Raw genomic sequence first — 19,474 nt, 5'->3', positions numbered from 1 at the left:
GCACAGATTCCGGTGGCACCATCTGCGCCATGTCCCGCTCCTCCCGCGACGATCGACGACGCCCCCGCTCCAGCTCCCGCCCGGCCGCGAGCCGGCCGTCGACGGCCGCGGCCGGCACTTCGTCCGCGCGGTCGGGCCCCGGTCGCGGCCCGCGCCGCGGGAAGCGGCGAGGCGGCCGCGCGGAGGCCCGGCTGATGCCGATCGCCATCGTCCTGTGGATCGTGGGCCTGCTGGCCTTCGCGGCCGCCTTCGGGCTCGGCAACACCGGGTCGGGAGCGGTCATGACGGCATCGTTCTTCGGCGGGCTGATCGTGGCGACCATCGCGGAGGTGGGGGCGTTCCTCACCGCCCTGGCCAGTGTGGTCTCGCACCGGCCCCACCGGCCGTGGAACGTGCTCGTCATGATCCTGTCGGTCGTGGTCAGCCCGGCCACGCTGATCCTGCTGCTGCAGCTGGCGCTGGGCGCCTGAGCGCGGCGCCGAGGACTGGTTCTCCACGGCCCCGCGGTGCGATCAGCAGGGCTGTGGGAACACGCTCACCCGTGTGGACATGCGCTGTGGAAAGTTGTGCACACGGCGTGGAGAAGTCCGGAAACGCCTCGTTGACCTGGGCATTCACCCTTCGTTCACGTCACTTCGGGCTGTGGATATCCACAGCGGCGACGAAGATCTGCACCGTCTGCGCACAGGCTCCCGCGGCGCGCCCCACAGGCCGTCCACAAGTTGTCCACATCTGGTGGATAAACCTCATCCATGTAACTTCAAGAGCCATCGCCGGGCGTCCTGCGACGTCTGCGGGGTGGGCCAGAATGGGCGGGCCGGGCGGCCGTCGTCGTCCTGGCAGCAGTCCCCGCTGGAAAGGCCCGCCGTGAACGAAGACCCGATCCGCACACCCCCCTACGACAACGTCGCCGAGCAGTCGGTGCTGGGCGGCATGATGCTGTCCAAGGACGCCATCGCGGACGTCGTGGAGGTGCTGCGCGGCGTCGACTTCTACAAGCCGGCGCACGAGTCGATCTACGAGGCCATCATGAGCCTCTACGGCAAGGGGGAGCCCGCCGACGCCATCACCGTGGCCGACGAGCTGACCAAGCGCGGCGAGCTCGAGCGCACCGGCGGTCCGGCCTACCTGCACTCGCTGATCTCCTCGGTGCCCACTGCCGCCAATGCCGGCTTCTACGCGGAGATCGTGCAGGAGCGCGCGGTGCTGCGGCGTCTGGTCACCGCGGGCACCAAGATCGTGCAGCTCGGCTACTCGCAGGACGGCGAGGTCGAGGTCCTGGTCAACGAGGCCCAGTCCGAGATCATGACCGTGGCCGAGCGCCGCAACTCCGAGGACTACGTGGTGCTCAAGGACGTCGTGGAGTCCACCGTCCAGGAGATCGAGGACGCCGGCGGGCGGGCCGGCATGCAGGGTGTGCCCACGGGCTTCGTGGAGTTCGACGAGCTGACCCACGGGCTGCAGGGCGGGCAGATGATCGTGATCGCGGCCAGGCCGGCCATGGGGAAGAGCACGTTCGCGATCGACATCGCGCGGTCGGCGGCGATCAAGAACCACATGACCACGGCGATCTTCTCGCTCGAGATGGCGCGCAACGAGATCGCGCTGAAGATCCTCTCGGCGGAGGCCACGCTGAATCTGCAGGACCTGCGCAAGGGCACGCTGCAGGACGAGCAGTGGGGCAAGATCGCCTCGACCATGGGCAAGCTGGACTCGGCGCCGCTGTTCATCGACGACTCCCCGAACATGTCGCTGATGGAGATCCGGGCCAAGTGCCGCCGCCTCAAGCAGAAGCACGATCTGAAGCTCGTCGTGCTCGACTACCTGCAGCTGATGAGCTCGGGAAGGAAGGTCGAATCCCGTCAGCAGGAGGTCTCGGAGTTCTCCCGTGCCCTCAAGCTGCTGGCCAAGGAGCTCGATGTCCCCGTGATCGCGCTGTCGCAGCTGAACCGAGGCTCCGAGCAGCGCACGGACAAGCGGCCGATGGTCTCGGACCTCCGCGAATCGGGCTCGATCGAGCAGGATGCCGACATGGTCATCCTCCTGCACCGCGACGACGTCTACGACAAGGAGTCGCCGCGCGCCGGGGAGGCCGATGTGATCGTGGCCAAGCACCGCAACGGCCCCACCAAGACCATCGTGGTGGCCTTCCAGGGGCACTACTCGCGCTTCGCGAACATGGCGAACGAGGCGTTCTGAGCTTCCCGGGCCCCTCGGGGCGCGCCTAGCCTGGAGGCATATCGACCGAGGAGACGGACGGGCTCTCGATGCCCGGCCGTCCGGAGAGGAGCACCATGTCCGAGAACACCCCCTTCACGCCCGAGAACACGAGCCCTGCGCAGCAGCAGCAGGAGGACGGACGCGGCGAGGAGAGCGTCAAGACCACCGCCGCCACCCCTGCAGCGGATGAGGCGGCGCAGCAGGTGATGCCCCGGCAGGACGATGAGGCCGCGTCTGCGCAGGGCTCCGACTGATCCTTCCCGGCTGACGACGGCATGACCCGAGGAGGGCCCGATCATGGCGATCGGGCCCTCCTCGCCCTGTCGCCCCCGCAGCCGCAGGCCGATGCACTGCCGTCGGGCGTGACCGGCCGGACCGCGCCATTAGGCTCGATCCATGTCGAATCCCCTGCCCTCGATCCGCCTCCGCGTGCAGGAGGCCATGGAGGAGCTCAGCAATGCCGAGCGCAAGGTCGCCCGCACGCTGCTGGCGCGCTATCCCGGCGCCGGCCTGACCACCGTGGCGGAGCTGGCTGCAGAGGCCCAGGTCAGCGCGCCGACGGTCCTGCGCTTCGCGGGGCGGCTGGGGTATGCGGGCTTCCAGGACTTCCAGCGGGCGCTGATCGCCGAGCTCAACGACGACGGCTCCCCGCTGCGCCAGTACGAGCAGAAGCGCGAGGCCGAGGGGGAGGGCGGCGTCCTGGCCCGCTCGGGGCGCACCCTGCTGGAAGCCCTGCAGGCCACGTACGCGCAGATCCCCGAGTCCGAGTTCACCGCGGTGGCGCGTCTGCTCTCGGACGCCGGCAGGCGGGTGATGGTCACCGGCGGCCGCTTCTCCGAGCTCCAGGCCGATTACCTGGTGCGGCACCTGCAGCTGCTGCGCCCCGGCGTGCAGCTGCTGCCGCGGGAGGCCATCGCCCGTCATGACGCCGTCCTGTCCGCGGCTGCTTCCACGGTGCTCGTCGTCTACGACTACCGCCGGTACTCGAAGGACAGCCAGGAGCTGGCCGTCGAGATGCGCCGGCGCGGCGCGACCGTGGCGCTGATGACGGACAGCTGGCTCTCCCCGATCGCGGACGTCGCGCGGCACGTGCTGCCTGCTCGGGTGGACAGCGCCTCGCCGTTCGACTCCGCCGTGGCGGCGACGGCGATCACCGAGAGCCTCGTGGCGGCGGTGACGGAGATCCTGGGGGATGCCGGCATGACGCGCGTGGCTCGCTTCGAGTCCGAGGCCGAGCTCCAGGCAGGGGCGGCGGACGGATCCTGAGGCTGTACGGGGCGCGATGATGGATGTAACGTGCGACACAGAATGAACCAGATCACGTCATTCTGGAACACAGGATGACCCATGGGTGCGGATGCTCGTCCGGACCCCCGGCCCATCTGAGGAATCATGGTTGCACCTACTCTGACCTTCATCGCCACCAACGACCTGGTGGGGCATACCCGCGGCCGCGCGGTCCCGTCCGCCGACACCACGCGGGCGCTGCGCCGCGGCGTGGGCTGGGTTCCCGCCAACCTCGCGATCGACGGCTTCGGCCATATCGCCGAGGACAACGTCTTCGGCTCCACGGGCGACCTGCGCCTGGTGCCCGATGCCACGACCGGGATCGACATCCCCGCAGGCCAGGACAAGCCCGAGGTCCGCCTCCTGCTGGCCGAGCAGCGCCACCCGGACGGCCAGGAGTGGCACTGCTGCCCGCGCACCTTCGCCCGCAAGGCGCTCGAGGAGTTCACCGAGCACACGGGCCTGGAGATCATCGCGTCCTTCGAGCACGAGTTCACGATCCGCGACGCCGCGGACAACGCACCGTTCTCCCTGCGCCGCTTCCGCGACGCCGAGCCGTTCGGCACCGAGCTCGTGGAGCTGCTGGACTCCGTCGGCCTGCAGCCGGAGAACTGGCTGCCCGAGTACGGCAGCCAGCAGTACGAGATCACGCTCAAGCCCGCCCCCGGCCTGGTGGCCGCCGACCGCGCGATCCTGCTGCGCGATCTGGTGCACGACCTGGCCGAGCGCCACGGCCGCAGCGTGAGCTTCGCGCCGCTGTGCGCCCCGGATGCCGGCGGCAGCGGCGTGCACGTCCACCTCTCGCTGCACGACGCCAAGACGGGCGCCCCGGTCCTGTACGACGAGGAGGCTCCGGCGAACCTCTCGCAGACCGGCCAGAAGTTCGCGGCCGGCATCCTGCGCCACGCCAAGGCGCTGACTGCGCTGAGCGCCTGCAGCCCCAGCTCCTACCTGCGCCTGGCCCCGGACACCTGGAGCGTGGGCGGGATCTTCCTGGGCGAGCGCAACCGCGAGTCGCTGCTGCGCATCTGCCCCACCTCGACCATCGGCGGCGGCGATCCCACCCAGCAGCTCAACCTCGAGTTCCGCTCCGCGGACGCCACGTCGAACCCGTGGCTCGTGCTGGGCTCCCTGGTGCGCGCGGGCCTCGAGGGCATCACCCGCGACTACGAGCCGGAGCGGGTGTGGCCGGAGGAGACGACCGCCGAGGAGCTCGCCGACGTCCCGCGCCTGCCCGCCTCGGTCGCCGAGGCGCTGGAGTGCCTGACGGGCGACGAGGTGGCCTCCGGGTGGTTCCACCCCGAGCTGCTGCAGACCTACCTGGACATCAAGCGCGCCGAGCTCAAGGCCGTCGAGGGGCTCACCGACGAGCAGGTGTGCGCCAAGGTCGCCGATGCGTACTGAGGACCCGAGCGCACGGACTCAGCCCATCCGGGAGGCCGCCGAGCAGGTGCGGCTCGTGGACCACCACGTCCACGGGCCGCTGTCCGGCGACGTCGGACGCTCGGAGCTGGAGATGCTCCTGACGGAGTCCGACCGGCCGATCCCCGAGGGGACCACGGTCTTCGACTCCCAGGTGGGCTTCGCACTCCGCCAGCACTGCGCGTCGCTGCTGGGGCTCGCCCCCGGCGCGACGGCCGAGGAGTACGTCGCGCGGCGGGCCGAGCACTCCGCGCAGGAGCTCGCCGAGCTCTTCCTGGACGGCGCCGGCGTCTCCGACTGGGTCGTGGACACCGGATTCGGCACGGACGCCATCTGGAGCGCCGAGCAGATGCAGTCGCGCCTGAGCGGACGCACCCACGAGATCGTGCGCCTGGAGGCCCTGCTCGAGCACGTGGCCGCCGAGAGCTCCCCGGAGGACCTGCAGGAGCGCTTCGAGGCGGCCGTCGACCGGGCGGCCGAGAGCGCCGCGGGCTGGAAGTCGATCATCGCGTATCGCTTCGGCTTCGACTTCGAGCCCCGACGTCCCGGGCCCGAGGAGATCCTGGCGGCCGCACGCGACTGGCTCGCGCAGCCGTCCCCGGCCGAGGGGCTGCGCGTCGAGGACCCCGTCCTGCTGCGCTGGCTGCTCTACGTCGCCTGCGACACCGGGCTGCCGCTGCAGCTGCACTGCGGCTACGGCGATCCCGACCTCGACCTGCATCGCTGCGATCCGCTGCTGCTGACGAGCTGGCTGCGCGACGTCGAGGGCTCGGGCAGCAGCATCATGCTCCTGCACTGCTATCCGTTCCACCGCCACGCGGGATACCTGGCCCAGGTCTTCCCGCACGTCTACTGCGATGTGGGCCTGAGCATCAACTACTCGGGCGCTGCCAGCCGGCAGATCGTCTCCGAGTCGATGGAGCTCACGCCGTTCAGCAAGCTGCTGTACTCCTCGGATGCCTGGGGGCCTCCCGAGCTGCACTACCTGGGCTCCGTGCTGTGGCGCCGCGCGACCGCAGCGGTCATGGCGCAGTGGGTGGAGCAGGGAGACTGGCCCCGGGACGAGCCCGAGCGCATCCTGCGCATGATCGGCCGGGACAACGCACGCCGCGTCTACCGACTGGATCGGCCCGCCCAGACCTGACCCGCCCCTGAGAGGAGCGCACCGACCCTATGGACTCCGCACCCCTGTGGGACGCGCTGGAACGCCATCTGCCCTCGGCCGTGCAGCTGCGGCATGAGCTGCACCGGAACCCCGACCTGTCCGGGGAGGAGGCCCCCACGCGGGACGCGGTCATCGCGGCCCTTCCGCCCGGCATGCGCAGGACCGATGCGGCGCAGACCGGGGCGGTGCTCCGGCTCGGCGGCCGCGGGCCCGCCATCGGCGTGCGGGGGGAGATGGATGCGCTGCCGATCCACGAGACCACCGGGGTCGAGTGGGCGTCGACCGCCTCCGGGGTCATGCACGCCTGCGCGCACGACGTCCACATGGCCGCGCTGGTCGCGCTGGCGAGGGCCGTCGACGAGATCGGGGCCCCGCATCCGCTGCTGGCCGTGCTCCAGCCGCGGGAGGAGACCTACCCGTCGGGGGCCGAGGACATCATGGCCGCCGGGGTGCTGGCGGACCAGGAGTGCGCCGCGATGGTCGGCGCGCACATCCAGCCGACGCTGGCCCATCAGCAGGTGGCCTGCGTCCCCGGAGGCGTCAACGCGGCCTCCGACGAGTTCGTCCTGGAGGTCGCCGGCACGCCCGGCCACGCCGCCTACCCGCACCTGGCGGTGGATCCGGTCCTGACCACTGCCCAGGTGGTCGTGGCGCTGCAGGCGGTCGTGAGCCGCATGGTCGATCCCATGCGCTCGGCCGTGCTGGGGGTCTCCTCCATCGTCGCGGGCGAGGCCGCCAACGTCATCCCCGGCACCGCCCGCGCCCGGGGCACGCTGCGGGCCCTGGACCCGGAGACGCGGCACCTGCTGCGGGAGCAGCTCTCGATCGTCGCCTCGGGCGTGGCCGGCGCGTACGGGTGCCGCGCGGAGGTGACGATCACCCCGGGAGAGCCGGTCCTGGACAACCACCCGGAGCTCACGGAGCTGACGCGTCCGCATCTGGAGGGCCGGGGGTTCTCGATCTCGGACACCCTGCGCTCGCTGGGCTCCGACGACTTCTCCTTCTACGGGGAGCGCATCCCGGCTCTCATGATGTTCGTGGGCACCGGGGCCGTCGGCGGCCTGCACACGAGCGACTTCCTGCCGGGCGACGACGACGTCCGCCAGGTGGCCCAGGCCATGTGCGCCGGGTATCTCGCCGGCGCCGAGATGATCGAGGCCGACTCGACGGCCGACTGACAGCGGGCCGCGGGCCCCGAGAGGAGCAGCCATGACGCGCAGCAGGACCGACTGGACCCCCGATGCGGCGGGGGAGGAGGGAACCCTCTACGCGCGCGACGCCGCGGCCATCGCGGTCTCGGAGCACCTCCGCTTCTTCCCGCTGGAGGTCGACTCCGCGAGCGGCAGCGTGCTGCGCACTCCGGCGGGCCGGGAGCTGATCGATCTCTCGGCGGGGTGGGGCGCGGCGGCCGTGGGCTATGCCCATCCGCAGGTCGCGGAGGCCGTGGCGGCGGAGGCTGCGCGGATGCCCGGCGTGGGCGTCCTCTCGGCCGCCAACCCCACGAGCACGCGGCTGGCGGAGCGCCTGCTCGAGTCGGTGCCCCTGGGCGGCTCTCTCGGCCCGTGCGCCGTGCACCTGGGGCTGACCGGATCCGACGCCAACTCCGCCGCCCTGCGGGCCGTCCGCGCCTGGTCCGACCGCCCCGGGATCCTGGTCTTCGAGAACTCGTACCACGGCGGCCTCGGCCCGGCGCAGCACGCCTCCGGCTTCTACGCAGCGGACGGCGTGCCCCTGGACGGAGGGGTCGAGCAGGTCCCGTACGGCGACGCCGCTGCCGCCGTCGCCGCGCTCGAGACCGAGCGCTTCGCGGCCGTGGTGGTCGAGCCGATCATGGCCGACGGCGGTCTCATCATCCCGCCGTCGGACTTCCTGCCCGCGCTGCGGGAGGCCTGCGACCGCACCGGGACGCTGCTGATGGTCGACGAGGTCAAGGTGGGCATGGGCCGGACCGGCTCCCTGCTGGCCAGCGGGTGCGACGGGGTGGTCGCCGACGTCGTCACCCTGGGCAAGGGGCTGGGCGGCGGGATGCCGCTGTCGGCGGCCATCGCGCCCCGGGAGGTGTGGGCCGCGGCCCCCGGCGCCTCCCTGCTGACCCTGGCGGGGAACCCGGTGTGCGCCGCGGCAGGGCTCGCCGTGCTGGACGTCGTGGCGGCGCAGCGGCTGCCGGAGCAGGCGGCGCATCTGGGGCAGGAGCTCTCTACTGCGCTCGCGGCTCTCGCTCGGCGCTGTGCCCTGGTCCACGACGTGCGCAGCCGCGGCATCGTGGCGGGGATCGAGCTGCGGCGCCCGGATGGCTCGGCAGCCGGGCCCGAGACGGCTGCCGCGGTGCATCGCGCGTTCGAGCTGGGCGCAGTGGCCTATCCGGTGGGTCCGGAGTCCAACATCATCGAGCTCACGCCCGCCCTCACGATCTCCCGGGACCAGCTCCTGCGGGGCGTCGAGATCCTGGGGGAGGCCGTCGCGGACGTCGACGCCGGTCGCGTGGACCTGCAGGCGGCCGCCGAGTTCGGCGGCTGGTGAGACCCGCCGGGGTCAGCCCAGGTCCTCGACCGTCATGCGCCGGCCGATGCGCTCGGCCAGGGCCGGGCGGGTGATCACGATGATGAGCCCGATCAGGCACCAGGCGCCCGCCATCCAGGGGAACCAGGTGTACGGCGCCTCCTGGCCGATGACCTGCACCACGTAGACGAAGATCAGGTAGGCCAGTCCGAGCACCGGCAGCACGAGCTCCCAGCGCGGGATCGTGCTGCCGGGGTGCAGGATGAAGCGGATGATGCCCACGCTGGTCATCCCGTAGGCGACCACCATGCAGAGGGTCGCGATCGTGGCGTACCAGTAGTAGACGTCGACGGAGCCCGCGCCCAGGAGCCCGGTCAGGCACGCGACCACCACGGTGAAGGCCACGACGAAGACGACGGCGGGGCCCGGGACGCCCGTGCGCGGGCTCGTCCGCGCGAACGCGGAGGGGCCGAAGCCGTCGCGGGCCAGGGCGAAGAGCAGGCGCGCCGCCGCGGCCGTCGAGGAGAGCAGCGAGGCGAAGGCCACCAGGAAGGCGATCACGGAGATCAGCACCGCGAACCACGGGCCGATGTAGGTCGACGACAGCGTGGTGAGTGTGGACGAGGCCCCCGCGAAGGCGGCGACCCCCTCCTCGTCGGTGCCGAATCCGACCGTCTGGGCGAACATCATGAACGTGTAGATCAGCCCGGCCAGGATCACCGCGGCCCCCAGCGCACGGGGAATGGTCCGCTTGGGCTCCTTGGCCTCCTCGGACAGCGACGTGCCCGACTCGAAGCCGGCCCAGGACAGGAAGCCGAAGACGGAGGCGGTCATGATGGCCGACAGCGGCGCCTGACCCGGCAGCAGCGTGGAGAGATCCAGGCCGGTCGAGACCGGGGCGCTGCCGATGGCCACGCGGACCACGATCACGACGCCGAGGATCAGCATCACCAGGATGCCGGCCATGCCGATGGCCAGCAGGGTCCGGGCCGTGACCGCCGATTCGCGCAGGTTCAGCAGCAGGACGAGCACCCCGACCACCACGGGGACCAGGATCCACAGACCGTCGGCGAACGGGAGGCCGAGCTCGGCGACCATGGCCTGGAAGAAGACCGCGCAGGCGCCGGCGATGCACACCGCGAAGAACAGGTAGGTCCCCAGCAATGCGAAGCCGCCGAAGAAGCCGGCTCGCGCACCCAGCGTCACTCCCGAGAGGGCGTAGACCGACCCGGCGTGCGTCACGTAGCCGGTCAGGCGGATGAACGCATAGGCCACGAGCATGGTCCCGAGGAACGAGACCAGGAACGTGAAGGGGACGCTCGGGCCCACCAGCCCGGCCACCCCGATCCCGTTGAGGCTCATGGCCATCACGGGGCCCATGAAGCCCACCGAGATGGCGGCGACCTCGGGGGTGCGCAGGCGGCCTGCGAGCTCCCGGGGCGACGAGGGCGTGGACGAGCCCTCCTGCGGGCTCACGGGCCGGACGGGTTCCTGTGCCATCGGGATCGGGCTTTCCGCCGCCCCGGGCGCCGGGCCTGCGGGGGGCAGGTCGGGCGCCGATGGCCGGCTGTGGAGAAGGGGCGACTGTGTGTGATGCACGTTACAGAGCGACCCTCGGTGCCGCAATCTTTTTCTCCGTGGTACATGTCCGAGCGTCGGCACGGGGCGACCGCTCAACGCGGTCCGAGCGCAGGGCTCAGGTGGGGTGCTCACATCCGTCCGGCGGAGAATCGATGGGGCACTGGGCGGAGGCCGACTCCACCGCACGAGCTCGAGGTGGCCGCGCCTGCGGGGTCAGACGCCCGCGGCGCTGTCTTCCGTCTCCGCGGCGATGTCTCTCGTCACCGGCTTCCCTGTCGCCTTCTCGATCAGCGCGGACAGCGCTTCTCGTCGCGCTGCGAAGAACCCCTGGAAGTCGTCCGCCCACAGCCTGTCGGTGTCGATCTGATGCTCGGAGACGACCTGGTCGATGAGTGCGGAAGGCGCTTGGCTCTCGCGTTCGATGGTCTTCCGGTACGTGCTGGGCGCATTGCCGGAGAGCTTGATGTTGGTCGTCCGCGCCAGCGGTGTCTTGTTGACGATGCTCTCTCGCTGTTCCCAGGGGATCTCGTTCTTGTGGCACCAGGCCTTCGGGAAGATGTGATGGATGTCCACACGCAGCTCCAGATAATGGGCGCGGTCGAAGGACTGGTTAAAGACCCAGTCCTTGCACTCCTCGGACATCAGCAGCGCGTAGAGCCCCTTGTATGCAGCAGAGTTCCGCGTTCGGAGACTGTGCAGGCGAGATTGATTGAAGTAGGACTCCTCGACGGTGCGGGGAACGACCGCGTCGGCGTCCCCCGAGGCCCAGGAGGGCACTTGCTCGACATCGCGAGCGAACCGGGTCTCGATCGCGCCGCCGTACAGCTCGCCGAAGATCCCGCTCCAGAACCATTGCCGGACCCGGCTGTGGACGCCGTAGGCATCGATTCTCTCGCCGAGAACCACGCGCAGGACCGCGAGGGGGACGATCTGCTTCGGGTAAGGGAGGTCGGCGGCGGTATGGATATGCTCGCCGTCGAGGAACTTCGCCGCCCAGACCAGCCCCTCAGTGATCTTCGGCGACCACTCGAGGTAGGAGCTCAGCTGCAGCTTGAGGACGTCTTCCTTGCGAGCGGTGGTCGCGGTGCTGCCATGGAGACTTGCGACCAGCGTCACGGCTTGCAGGAAGTCGTCGTTATCGAAGGTTTCGAGCACACGATACGCATCGAGGGTCTCGCGAACCTCCTCCCAATCACTGCGGAGCCGGAAAGCATGCCCTTGTCTGTCGAAGTAGCCTCTGTCGCCGGCGAACTTGGCGGTGAGCAGCTCGAAGACTGTCAGCTTCACACCGCCCTGATTCACCTTCTCGAAGACGGTGGTCACGGCTTCGACCGTGGTCTCCTTGTCGAGAAGGATGGCAGGGATCTCGTACCCGCGCATCGGCTCGTTGATCAGGCCCAGGAACTGGGGGAAGTCATTGACGCGGTCATGCTCCTGCGCCCATGCGAAGACCCACTGTGTGGCTCCCTCCTTGCTGAAGACCTCGGTCACGGGGAGATAGCCCTCGGCGATCTCCTTCTGACGGGTGGAGACGTCGAGCTCCACATCGCGGTCGAAGTTGGTGCGCAGCAGGCCGGAGGCCGGGAGAGAGACGATGGCCTCGTCGATGTTCTGGGGATGGGCCAGGGCATCGGCGACCTTGATGTAGTACCGCCTGTCGCCATCGTCCTTCGTCTTCACGATGCCGTGACCGCTGAGGGCCTGCGTGAGGGAGGTGAGGCGCTGCTGTCCGTCGAGGACCAGGAGATCCGGTTCGGTCCCTTCTGCCGGGGTCGTCGATTCGATCGGCTTCGACTCGAAGCGGACTGAGCGGCTCCCGGTCTGGAGCACCAGGAGAACGCCCATCGGGTGGCCGACGGCGACGGTGACGAGCAGCTGACGAACCCTCTCGTCATCCCAGACGTAGCCGCGCTGGAAATCCGGCAGCTGGATCCTGCCGTCCTGGGCATCGCGGATCAGCTCGATCAGGTCGTACTTCGGGGTCTGGAAACCCATCGGTGCTCCTTCGGGGGGGGGTCGGAGATCGGGGGATGTCTTGCCGCCAGAACGTCAGTCTGCCCCAGAGGGCGCGCGGCGACGTTGCATGTGCTGCCGGACCCCTCCAGGGCTGCGAGTCGGATATGGCGGTTCTTGATCCCGCGCTTCATCTCGCCGTGGGTCTGCTCCCCCGGGTCAGACGGCGGACCCCGCCCCGGGGGCCTGGGCGCGCGGTGCCGTCCTTCCGTAGGATCCGGGCCATGACATCCGTGCAGCAGAGATTCGCGGCCCTCGGCGTCGGGTCCGCCCCCGGGCAGCCGGGCACCGCCCCCGCCGAGGACCTGCGGGTCGGGCAGGACCTGCCGGGTGAGCCGGTGGACTTCTCCCACGGCGACGTCGACGCCTTCACCCCGACGCCCGGATCCTTCGAGGTCTTCCGCGCCGGCGTCGAGGAGGGCGGCGCGCAGGCCTACACCGAGTACAAGGGCCGCCCGGAGCTGCGGGAGCTCGTGGCGGATCGCCTCGCGCGATTCACGGGGGCGCCGGTGGAGCCGGGGTCCGAGCTCATCATCACCCCGGGCACGCAGGGGGCGCTGTTCCTCGCGATCGCAGCACTCGTGGGAACGGGCGATCAGGTGGCCGTCGTCCAGCCGGACTACTTCGCCAACCGCAAGCTCGTGGAGTTCTTCGGCGGGCAGGTGCGGCCCGTGCGCCTGGCCTACGAGCACGACGGCCCCGCTCAGCTGGACCTCGGCCGGCTCGAGGAGGCCTTCCGGGTCGGAGCGCGCACGCTGATCATCTCCAACCCCAGCAACCCGACGGGCGCGGTGCTGACCGCCGAGCAGGTGCGCGCAGTCGCGGAGCTCGCCGATCGGCACGGTGCAACGGTGATCGTGGACCAGCTGTACTCGCGGCTGCTCTACCCCGGCACCGAGTACACCCACCTGCGGGCCGCCGGGATCGATGCCGCGAACTGCGTGACGATCATGGGGCCCTCCAAGACCGAGTCGCTGAGCGGCTACCGGCTGGGGGTCGCCTTCGGCTCGGCCGAGATCATCGCGCGGATGGAGCAGGCGCAGGCGATCGTCTCCCTGCGCGCACCGGGCTACAGCCAGGCGGTCCTGCGGACCTGGTTCGACGAGCCCGACGGCTGGCTCGAGGACCGCATCCGCGCTCACCAGGCCATCCGCGACGACCTGGTCAGGCTGTTCGAGCAGGCGGACGGCTTCCGGGTGCGCCCCTCCGAGGCCGGCAGCTACCTCTTCCCCCGGCTTCCCGCGCTGAGCGTCGCGCCGGAGGAGTTCGTGAGGCTGCTGCGGCTCCAGGCGGGCGTCGTCGTCACCCCCGGTGCGGAGTTCAGCCCCCACCACGCCGACAGCGTGCGGCTGAACTTCTCCCAGGACCGCGGCCGGGCGGTGGCCGCGGTCGAGCGGCTGATCGAGCTGGCCGACCGGTACGGCCGCTGAGGGCCCGCCCGTCGTCGTGCCGGACCCGCCGACGACCCGTTGGAGATCCTCCCCGGTGAGCGGTCCTCGATGCCGTCCTTCAGCGGCGGATGACCGGCATCGACGACCGCTCGCGGGACGACACCGGGCAGCCGTGCGTAGGATCGCGTCCATGACGCAGAGCACCGATCGGCCGCGGCCCCGCGGCATCCAGCACCTCGGAATGACCGTCCCCGATCTGGACGCGGCCACCAGGTTCCTGAAGGAGGGCCTGGGCGCGCAGGTCTCCTACGACGGCCTGTCGGCGGACGACGATCCTCGCCAGGGCGAGGAGGTCGAGCGCCAGCTGGGCCTTCCCTCGGGCGCGGCCATCCGCCGGCAGCGATTCGTCGTGATCGGTGAGGGCCCGGGTCTGGAGATGTTCGAGATCTCCGGCGAGCAGCGGGAGGCCGCCGGTCTGGCGGATTTCGGCCTGAACCACATCGCCCTGTACTGCGACGACCTCGAGGGCTGCCGGGACCGCCTGGTGGCCGCCGGCGGCGAGGCGCTCTCCGAGATCCACGGCAACAGCCGGTACGAGGACACCCCGGGCAACGGCAGCGTGTACGTGAGGGCCCCGTGGGGCATGCTCATCGAGCTGCAGACGATCCCCGGCGGCCACTACTACCCCGAGGACTCCGAGGCCGAGGTGTGGATGCCCTCGCCGCAGGACTGATCGACGACCCGGTGCAGCCTCCCGGTCACTGCTCGGAGGGCAGGGGCATGCCCCGCTCCTGCATGAGCTCCTCGACCTCGGCGCCCTCCATGTACTCGGTCTGGATCTCGCCGCTGGTCTTGCAGCGGCCCAGATCGGCGTCGAAGCACTCGGAGCCCACCTGGTACTCGAAGCCGGGCTCCACGTAGCCGTCGTAGCCGTAGTACTCGTCGGAGGGGCCCACGTACCCGTCGGCATCGGGCTCGGGGCGCTGATAGCCGTCGGAGTCCATCGTGCCGTCCCCGTCCTGCTGGGGATGCCCGGGCTGCTCCGCGGTCCCGGGGTCCATGGGGTAGTTGTCGATGGAGCCGGGACCGGCATAGCCGGGCTGGTCCCCGGCCTGGGCCGCGCAGATGCTCTGGAGCTCGGCCATGAGCTCCGGGCTCGGCGTCCCGGTGGGGAAGGTGTCGGAGTCGCAAGCCCCTCCGGCGGCGAAGAAGGCCTGCGCGTCGGCGGACATGCCGGAAGCGTCCTCCGCGGCCCGGATCTCGGGCTCTGCCGGCGTCGGCTGCTCGACGGGCTCCGCGGCGGCCGGCGCGTCCGCGGGTGCGCTCGTCTCGGCGGGGGCTTCGGGCGAGGAGTCCTGGCCGGGGGTCGCCGACTCGCTGGGGGAGGCGCTCGCTGTCGTCTCCGAGGCGGAGGGCGAGGACGATCCGGCCGAGGGGTCCTCGCCCTCGTCACCGCCCGAGCACCCGGCCAGAGCCAGGCTCAGGAGGGCGGCGCTGCACAGCAGGACGGGGCGATGGGGCATGGCGGGGGTCCCTTCTCGATGGTGGTGCATCGAGAATAGAGCGGTCCTGCGGGGTCCCCTCTGCGGCGCACCGCTGCCCCTGGGGTCAGCCCTTCATGAACCGCGCTATGGCCTGGGAGGCCTCCTGGATCTTCGCGTCGCCCTCCTCGCCGCCGGCCTGCGCGGCGTCGAGCACGCAGTGCTTCAGGTGGTCGTCGAGCAGTCCCAGGCCCACATTGCGCAGCGCGGAGTTCAGCGCCGAGATCTGGGTGAGGATGTCGATGCAGTACTTCTCCTCGTCGATCATCCGGTGGATGCCGCGGGCCTGGCCCTCGATCCGCTTGAGGCGGGCCAGGTAGCGCTGCTTGTCCGACATGTAGCCGTGATGGGCGTGGCCGTCGTCGCCCGGCTCGCTGTCGGGGTGCCTCTCGGCGGTGGCCTCCGCGGTCTGCTCGACGACGGCCTCGTCGAGCTCAGCGGCGGCCGGCTCGGTGCGATCGGTGCTCATGGAAGAGGTCTCCTGGATCTCGAGGGTGCTCACGCGGCGGCCGGCTCGCGGTCGCGGGCCTCCGGCGAGGCGGCGGGGGCCGCGCCGGAGCGGCTGCGGAATCCGCGCAGGCGCAGGCTGTTGGCCACGACGGACACGGACGAGAATGCCATGGCCGCGCCGGCGAGCATGGGGTTCAGCAGCCCGAAGGCCGCCAGCGGGATCGCCGCGAGGTTGTAGGCGAAGGCCCAGAACAGGTTCGACTTGATCACGCCCAGCGTCCTGCGCGACAGGCGCACCGCGTCCGAGGCGGCGCGCAGGTCCCCGCGCACCAGCGTGATGTCGGCGGCCTGGATCGCGGCATCGGTGCCGGTGCCCATGGCCATGCCCAGATCGGCCTGGGCCAGAGCGGCGGAGTCGTTGACGCCGTCGCCGACCATGGCGACCACGCGGCCCTCGTCCTGAAGCTCGGAGATGGTGCTGACCTTGTCCTGGGGGAGGACCCCGGCGATGACCTTCTCGATCCCGACCTCGGCGGCCACCTTCTCGGCCACGGCGCGGTTGTCGCCGGTCAGCAGCACGGGGGTCAGCCCGAGGTCGCGGAACTGCCGAATGGCCTCGGCGCTGGTCTCCTTGACGGTGTCGGCGACGGTCAGCACGCCGCGCACCGCGCCGTCCCAGGCGACCACCACGGCCGTCTCGCCGTCGGATTCGGCCTCCGCCTTGATCCGCCCGAGATCGGCGGGCATCTCCAGCGACCACTCGCTGAGCATGGTCTCGCGGCCGACGGCCACGAGGCGGCCGTCGACGACGCCCTGCACGCCGCGGCCCTCGAGGTTCTGGAAGCTCTCGACGGCGGGCAGCGACCCGGCGCGCTCGCGGGCCCCGCGGGTGATGGCGCGGGCGATCGGGTGCTCGGAGGAGTCCTCCAGCGCCCCGGCCATGCGCAGCAGCTCCGCCTCGTCCGTGCCGTCAGCGGCATATGCGCTCTTCAACGCCATGCTTCCGGTCGTGACGGTGCCGGTCTTGTCCAGCACGACGGTGTCGACCTCGCGGGTGGACTCCAGGACCTCCGGGCCCTTGATGAGGATGCCGAGCTGCGCGCCGCGGCCGGTGCCGACCAGCAGGGCGGTCGGGGTGGCCAGGCCGAGGGCGCACGGGCACGCGATGATCAGCACGGCCACGGCGGCGGTGAAGGCCGCCGTCAGGGGGAAGCCGGCGCCGAGCCACACGCCCAGGGTCGCGACGGCGATCGCGATGACGATCGGCACGAAGACCCCGGAGATCCGGTCCGCCAGGCGCTGCACCTCGGCCTTGCCGGACTGCGCGTCCTCGACCATCCGGGCCATCTGCGCCAGCTGGGTGTCGGAGCCGACGCGGGTGGCCCGCACGACCAGGCGTCCGCCGGTGTTGACGGTCGCACCGGTGACGTCGGCGCCCTCGGAGACCTCGACCGGCACGGACTCGCCGGTCAGCATCGAGGCGTCGACGGCGCTCGAGCCGGAGACCACCACGCCGTCGGTGGCGATCTTCTCGCCGGGGCGCACGACGAACTCGTCGCCCTCGGCGAGCTGCTCGACCGGGATGAGGGACTCGGAGCCGCCGCGCAGGACGGCGACCTCCTTGCTGCCCAGCTCCATGAGCGAGCGCAGGGCGGCGCCGGCCTGGCGCTTGGAGCGCTTCTCGAAATAGCGCCCGGCCAGGATGAAGAAGATGACGCCCGCGGCGACCTCGAGGTAGATGGAGCTGGCGCCGTCGGTGGGCTCGACCGACAGCTCGAACGCGTGCGTCATGCCCGGCACGCCTGCGGTGCCGAAGAACAGGGCGTAGAGCGACCACAGGAACGCGGCGATCGTGCCCAGGGAGATGAGCGTGTCCATGGTGGCCGAGCCGTGGCGCAGGTTGGTCCAGGCGGCCTTGTGGAACGGCCAGCCGGCCCACGCGATGACCGGGGCGGCCAGGGTGAGCGACAGCCACTGCCAGTAGGTGAACTGCAGGGCCGGGACCATCGCCAGCAGGATCACGGGCACGCCCAGCACGCCCGCGCCGATGAGGCGCTGGCGCAGCGACGTCAGCTCGGGATCGGCCGGCTCCTCGCCATCCTGCTCCTGGGTCTTCTCACCGCGGGGCCGGGGCAGCTCGGCGGTGTAGCCGGCCTGCTCGACCGTGCTGATCAGCTGGGCGCTGTCATAGCCCTCCGGGACTGTGACGCGCGCCTTCTCGGTGGCGTAGTTGACCGAGGCGCTCACGCCGTCGAGCTTGTTCAGCTTGCGCTCGATGCGGTTGGCGCACGACGCGCAGGTCATGCCGCCGAGCAGCAGCTCGACGTCGGAGCCCGACGGCTGCAGCGCGGGGGTCGACTCGGCCGGAGCGGAGGACGTGGTCATGGGGTGCTTCTTCCTGGCGAACGGGGTGCTCCCCGGCCCGGCGGGTGCGGGGGCCGGGGAGGCGTGTCAGTGATCGGAGCCGGCGGGGTGCTCGGCGTCGGCGGGGGTCTGCACGTGTGCGGAGTCCTCCGCCTGCTGGGTCCACGCGTCGACGGTCTCCTGCGGGACCACGGCGCCGCCGATCAGGAAGGCGGCGACGAAGACCGCCGCCAGCGCCGCGAGGTAGACCCCGAGGCGGGCGGCGGCGCTCACGCGGAGCGCTCTGCCGAGTAGCCGGCCTCCTCGACGGCGGCCTTCACGGCGGCGTCGTCGACGGGCTGGTCGCTGCTCACGGACAGGCGGCCGGTCTCATGGCTGACCTCGATGCCCTGGACGCCCGGGATCTCCTGGACCTCCTCGCGCACGGACATCTCGCAGTGGCCGCACGTCATGCCGGTGACCTGGTACTCGGCGGTGGTCATGATGATGCTCCTTCGTCTCGCCTTACTACCCCTAGGGGGTATCTGATACCTCCAGATATACCCCTAGGGGGCATAGGAGTCAACCCTGTGCGGGGGAGTCGGAGGCTGCGATGAGATGAGCGAACCTCTGCAGATCCACATTGCCCCCGGAGAGGATCGCGCCCACCCGCAGGCCGGTGACGTCGTGCTCGCGGGCCCACGCGCGCAGCCCGGCCAGCCCGAGGCAGCCGGTGGGCTCGACGACGGTCTTGAGCCGCTCGGCCAGCAGGCGCATCTCGGCCACCAGGGCGCCGTCGGGGACCGTGATGATCGCCCCGGCGCGCTCGCGGATGATCGGGAACGTCGTATCGCCCACCCGGGTGGTCTGGGCGCCGTCGGCGAGGGTGTCCGGGACGGCGATCGAGACCGGATGCCCGGCGGCCAGCGACTGCCGCACGTCGTCACCGGCCTCCGGCTCCACGCCGATCACGCGGCACTGCGGGGCCAGCAGGCGAGCGGCCAGCAGCGATCCCGAGAGCAGGCCCCCGCCGCCCACCGGCACGAAGAGCAGGTCGAGCGGGCCGGCGTCCTGGAGCAGCTCGAGCGCGGCGGTGCCCTGCCCCGCGATGATGTCCGGATGGTCGAACGGCGGGATCACGTGGGCGCCGCGCTCGCGGGCGATCCGCTCGGCGATGGCGACCCGATCCTCCCCCCGCCGGTCATAGGGGATCACCTCGGCCCCGTAGCCGCGGGTGGCGTCGGCTTTCATGGCCGGGGCGTCCGAGGGCATCACGATCGCGGCCGCCCGCCCCTGCAGCCGGGCTGCCAGAGCCACGGCCTGGGCGTGGTTGCCCGAGGAGAAGGCCACGACGGCGTCGTCGTGCGGCAGCCGCGAGAGGGCGTGGAAGGCCCCGCGGAACTTGAACGCCCCGATGCGCTGGAGGTTCTCCGCCTTGAGGTGCACCCGGCACCCCAGCTGCTCGTCGAGCGAACGGGAGGTCAGGACCGGGGTGCGGTGGGCGATGCCGTCGAGGACGCGGGCCGCGGACAGGACGTCGTCGGAGGTGGGCTGCATGGCCT

18 protein-coding genes are annotated in these 19,474 nt (G+C 71.2%); 10 read left to right on the top strand and 8 right to left on the bottom strand.

What is annotated here, in order from left to right; all coding sequences use genetic code 11:
• The first annotated feature begins 194 nt into the window (after positions 1-194).
• The 8 genes from FSY66_RS01095 (at position 195) to FSY66_RS01060 (ending at position 8,614) form a co-directional block, all read left to right on the top strand.
• Complete coding sequence (locus tag FSY66_RS01095; protein ID WP_144790422.1) at positions 195-470, top strand: hypothetical protein; 276 nt, start codon at positions 195-197, stop codon at positions 468-470.
• Positions 471-867: 397 nt separating this feature from the next.
• Positions 868-2,199, top strand: coding sequence for a replicative DNA helicase (gene dnaB, locus FSY66_RS01090; protein WP_260853292.1), 1,332 nt, complete (start codon positions 868-870; stop codon positions 2,197-2,199).
• A 95-nt stretch (positions 2,200-2,294) separates the two neighbouring features.
• On the top strand, positions 2,295-2,474 hold the full coding sequence (locus FSY66_RS01085) for a hypothetical protein (protein WP_144790420.1): 180 nt from the start codon (positions 2,295-2,297) through the stop codon (positions 2,472-2,474).
• A 142-nt stretch (positions 2,475-2,616) separates the two neighbouring features.
• On the top strand, positions 2,617-3,486 hold the full coding sequence (locus tag FSY66_RS01080) for a MurR/RpiR family transcriptional regulator (RefSeq protein ID WP_144790418.1): 870 nt from the start codon (positions 2,617-2,619) through the stop codon (positions 3,484-3,486).
• Between the two features lie 126 nt (positions 3,487-3,612).
• Positions 3,613-4,911, top strand: a complete 1,299-nt coding sequence (locus FSY66_RS01075) for a glutamine synthetase family protein (protein ID WP_144790416.1) — start codon at positions 3,613-3,615, stop codon at positions 4,909-4,911.
• A complete protein-coding gene (locus FSY66_RS01070; protein ID WP_144790414.1) occupies positions 4,901-6,073 on the top strand; it encodes an amidohydrolase family protein in 1,173 nt (390 codons plus the stop codon). The genes FSY66_RS01075 and FSY66_RS01070 overlap by 11 nt, the downstream gene beginning before the upstream one ends.
• Before the next feature lie 29 nt (positions 6,074-6,102).
• Positions 6,103-7,272, top strand: a complete 1,170-nt coding sequence (locus FSY66_RS01065) for a M20 metallopeptidase family protein (protein ID WP_144790412.1) — start codon at positions 6,103-6,105, stop codon at positions 7,270-7,272.
• Positions 7,273-7,303: 31 nt separating this feature from the next.
• Complete coding sequence (locus tag FSY66_RS01060) at positions 7,304-8,614, top strand: aspartate aminotransferase family protein (RefSeq protein WP_144790410.1); 1,311 nt, start codon at positions 7,304-7,306, stop codon at positions 8,612-8,614.
• Between the two features lie 12 nt (positions 8,615-8,626).
• Here FSY66_RS01060 and FSY66_RS01055 read toward each other — a convergent pair whose 3' ends face one another.
• A complete protein-coding gene (locus FSY66_RS01055; protein ID WP_260853291.1) occupies positions 8,627-10,069 on the bottom strand; it encodes an APC family permease in 1,443 nt (480 codons plus the stop codon).
• A 318-nt stretch (positions 10,070-10,387) separates the two neighbouring features.
• Positions 10,388-12,169 (bottom strand): DUF262 domain-containing protein, encoded by a 1,782-nt coding sequence (locus tag FSY66_RS01050; RefSeq protein WP_144790408.1) that lies wholly within the window; start codon positions 12,167-12,169, stop codon positions 10,388-10,390.
• A 242-nt stretch (positions 12,170-12,411) separates the two neighbouring features.
• Here FSY66_RS01050 and FSY66_RS01045 point away from each other — a divergent pair, with 242 nt between their 5' ends.
• A complete protein-coding gene (locus tag FSY66_RS01045) occupies positions 12,412-13,617 on the top strand; it encodes a pyridoxal phosphate-dependent aminotransferase (RefSeq protein ID WP_144790406.1) in 1,206 nt (401 codons plus the stop codon).
• A gap of 151 nt (positions 13,618-13,768) precedes the next feature.
• On the top strand, positions 13,769-14,311 hold the full coding sequence (locus tag FSY66_RS01040) for a VOC family protein (RefSeq protein WP_144790404.1): 543 nt from the start codon (positions 13,769-13,771) through the stop codon (positions 14,309-14,311).
• Positions 14,312-14,336: 25 nt separating this feature from the next.
• Here FSY66_RS01040 and FSY66_RS01035 read toward each other — a convergent pair whose 3' ends face one another.
• The 6 genes from FSY66_RS01035 to FSY66_RS01010 form a co-directional block, all read right to left on the bottom strand.
• Positions 14,337-15,101: a hypothetical protein gene (locus tag FSY66_RS01035; protein WP_144790402.1), complete on the bottom strand. Its 765-nt coding sequence runs from the start codon at positions 15,099-15,101 to the stop codon at positions 14,337-14,339.
• A gap of 85 nt (positions 15,102-15,186) precedes the next feature.
• Positions 15,187-15,456 carry a metal-sensitive transcriptional regulator gene (locus FSY66_RS01030; RefSeq protein WP_260853367.1) on the bottom strand — a complete coding sequence of 90 codons (270 nt, stop codon included), beginning with the start codon at positions 15,454-15,456 and terminating at the stop codon, positions 15,187-15,189.
• A gap of 161 nt (positions 15,457-15,617) precedes the next feature.
• Positions 15,618-17,954 (bottom strand): heavy metal translocating P-type ATPase, encoded by a 2,337-nt coding sequence (locus FSY66_RS01025; RefSeq protein WP_144790398.1) that lies wholly within the window; start codon positions 17,952-17,954, stop codon positions 15,618-15,620.
• A gap of 66 nt (positions 17,955-18,020) precedes the next feature.
• Positions 18,021-18,206, bottom strand: coding sequence for a hypothetical protein (locus FSY66_RS01020; RefSeq protein ID WP_144790396.1), 186 nt, complete (start codon positions 18,204-18,206; stop codon positions 18,021-18,023).
• Positions 18,203-18,415, bottom strand: coding sequence for a heavy-metal-associated domain-containing protein (locus tag FSY66_RS01015; RefSeq protein WP_186304337.1), 213 nt, complete (start codon positions 18,413-18,415; stop codon positions 18,203-18,205). The genes FSY66_RS01020 and FSY66_RS01015 overlap by 4 nt, the downstream gene beginning before the upstream one ends.
• Before the next feature lie 79 nt (positions 18,416-18,494).
• Positions 18,495-19,469: a pyridoxal-phosphate dependent enzyme gene (locus tag FSY66_RS01010; protein ID WP_144790392.1), complete on the bottom strand. Its 975-nt coding sequence runs from the start codon at positions 19,467-19,469 to the stop codon at positions 18,495-18,497.
• Positions 19,470-19,474: the final 5 nt, after the last annotated feature.

This window comes from Kocuria palustris, from assembly GCF_007666205.1.
GTDB classification, from domain to species: domain Bacteria; phylum Actinomycetota; class Actinomycetes; order Actinomycetales; family Micrococcaceae; genus Kocuria; species Kocuria palustris_A.
Note: the sequence above shows the minus strand (reverse complement) of the source record. Positions and strands in the feature narration are given on the sequence as shown.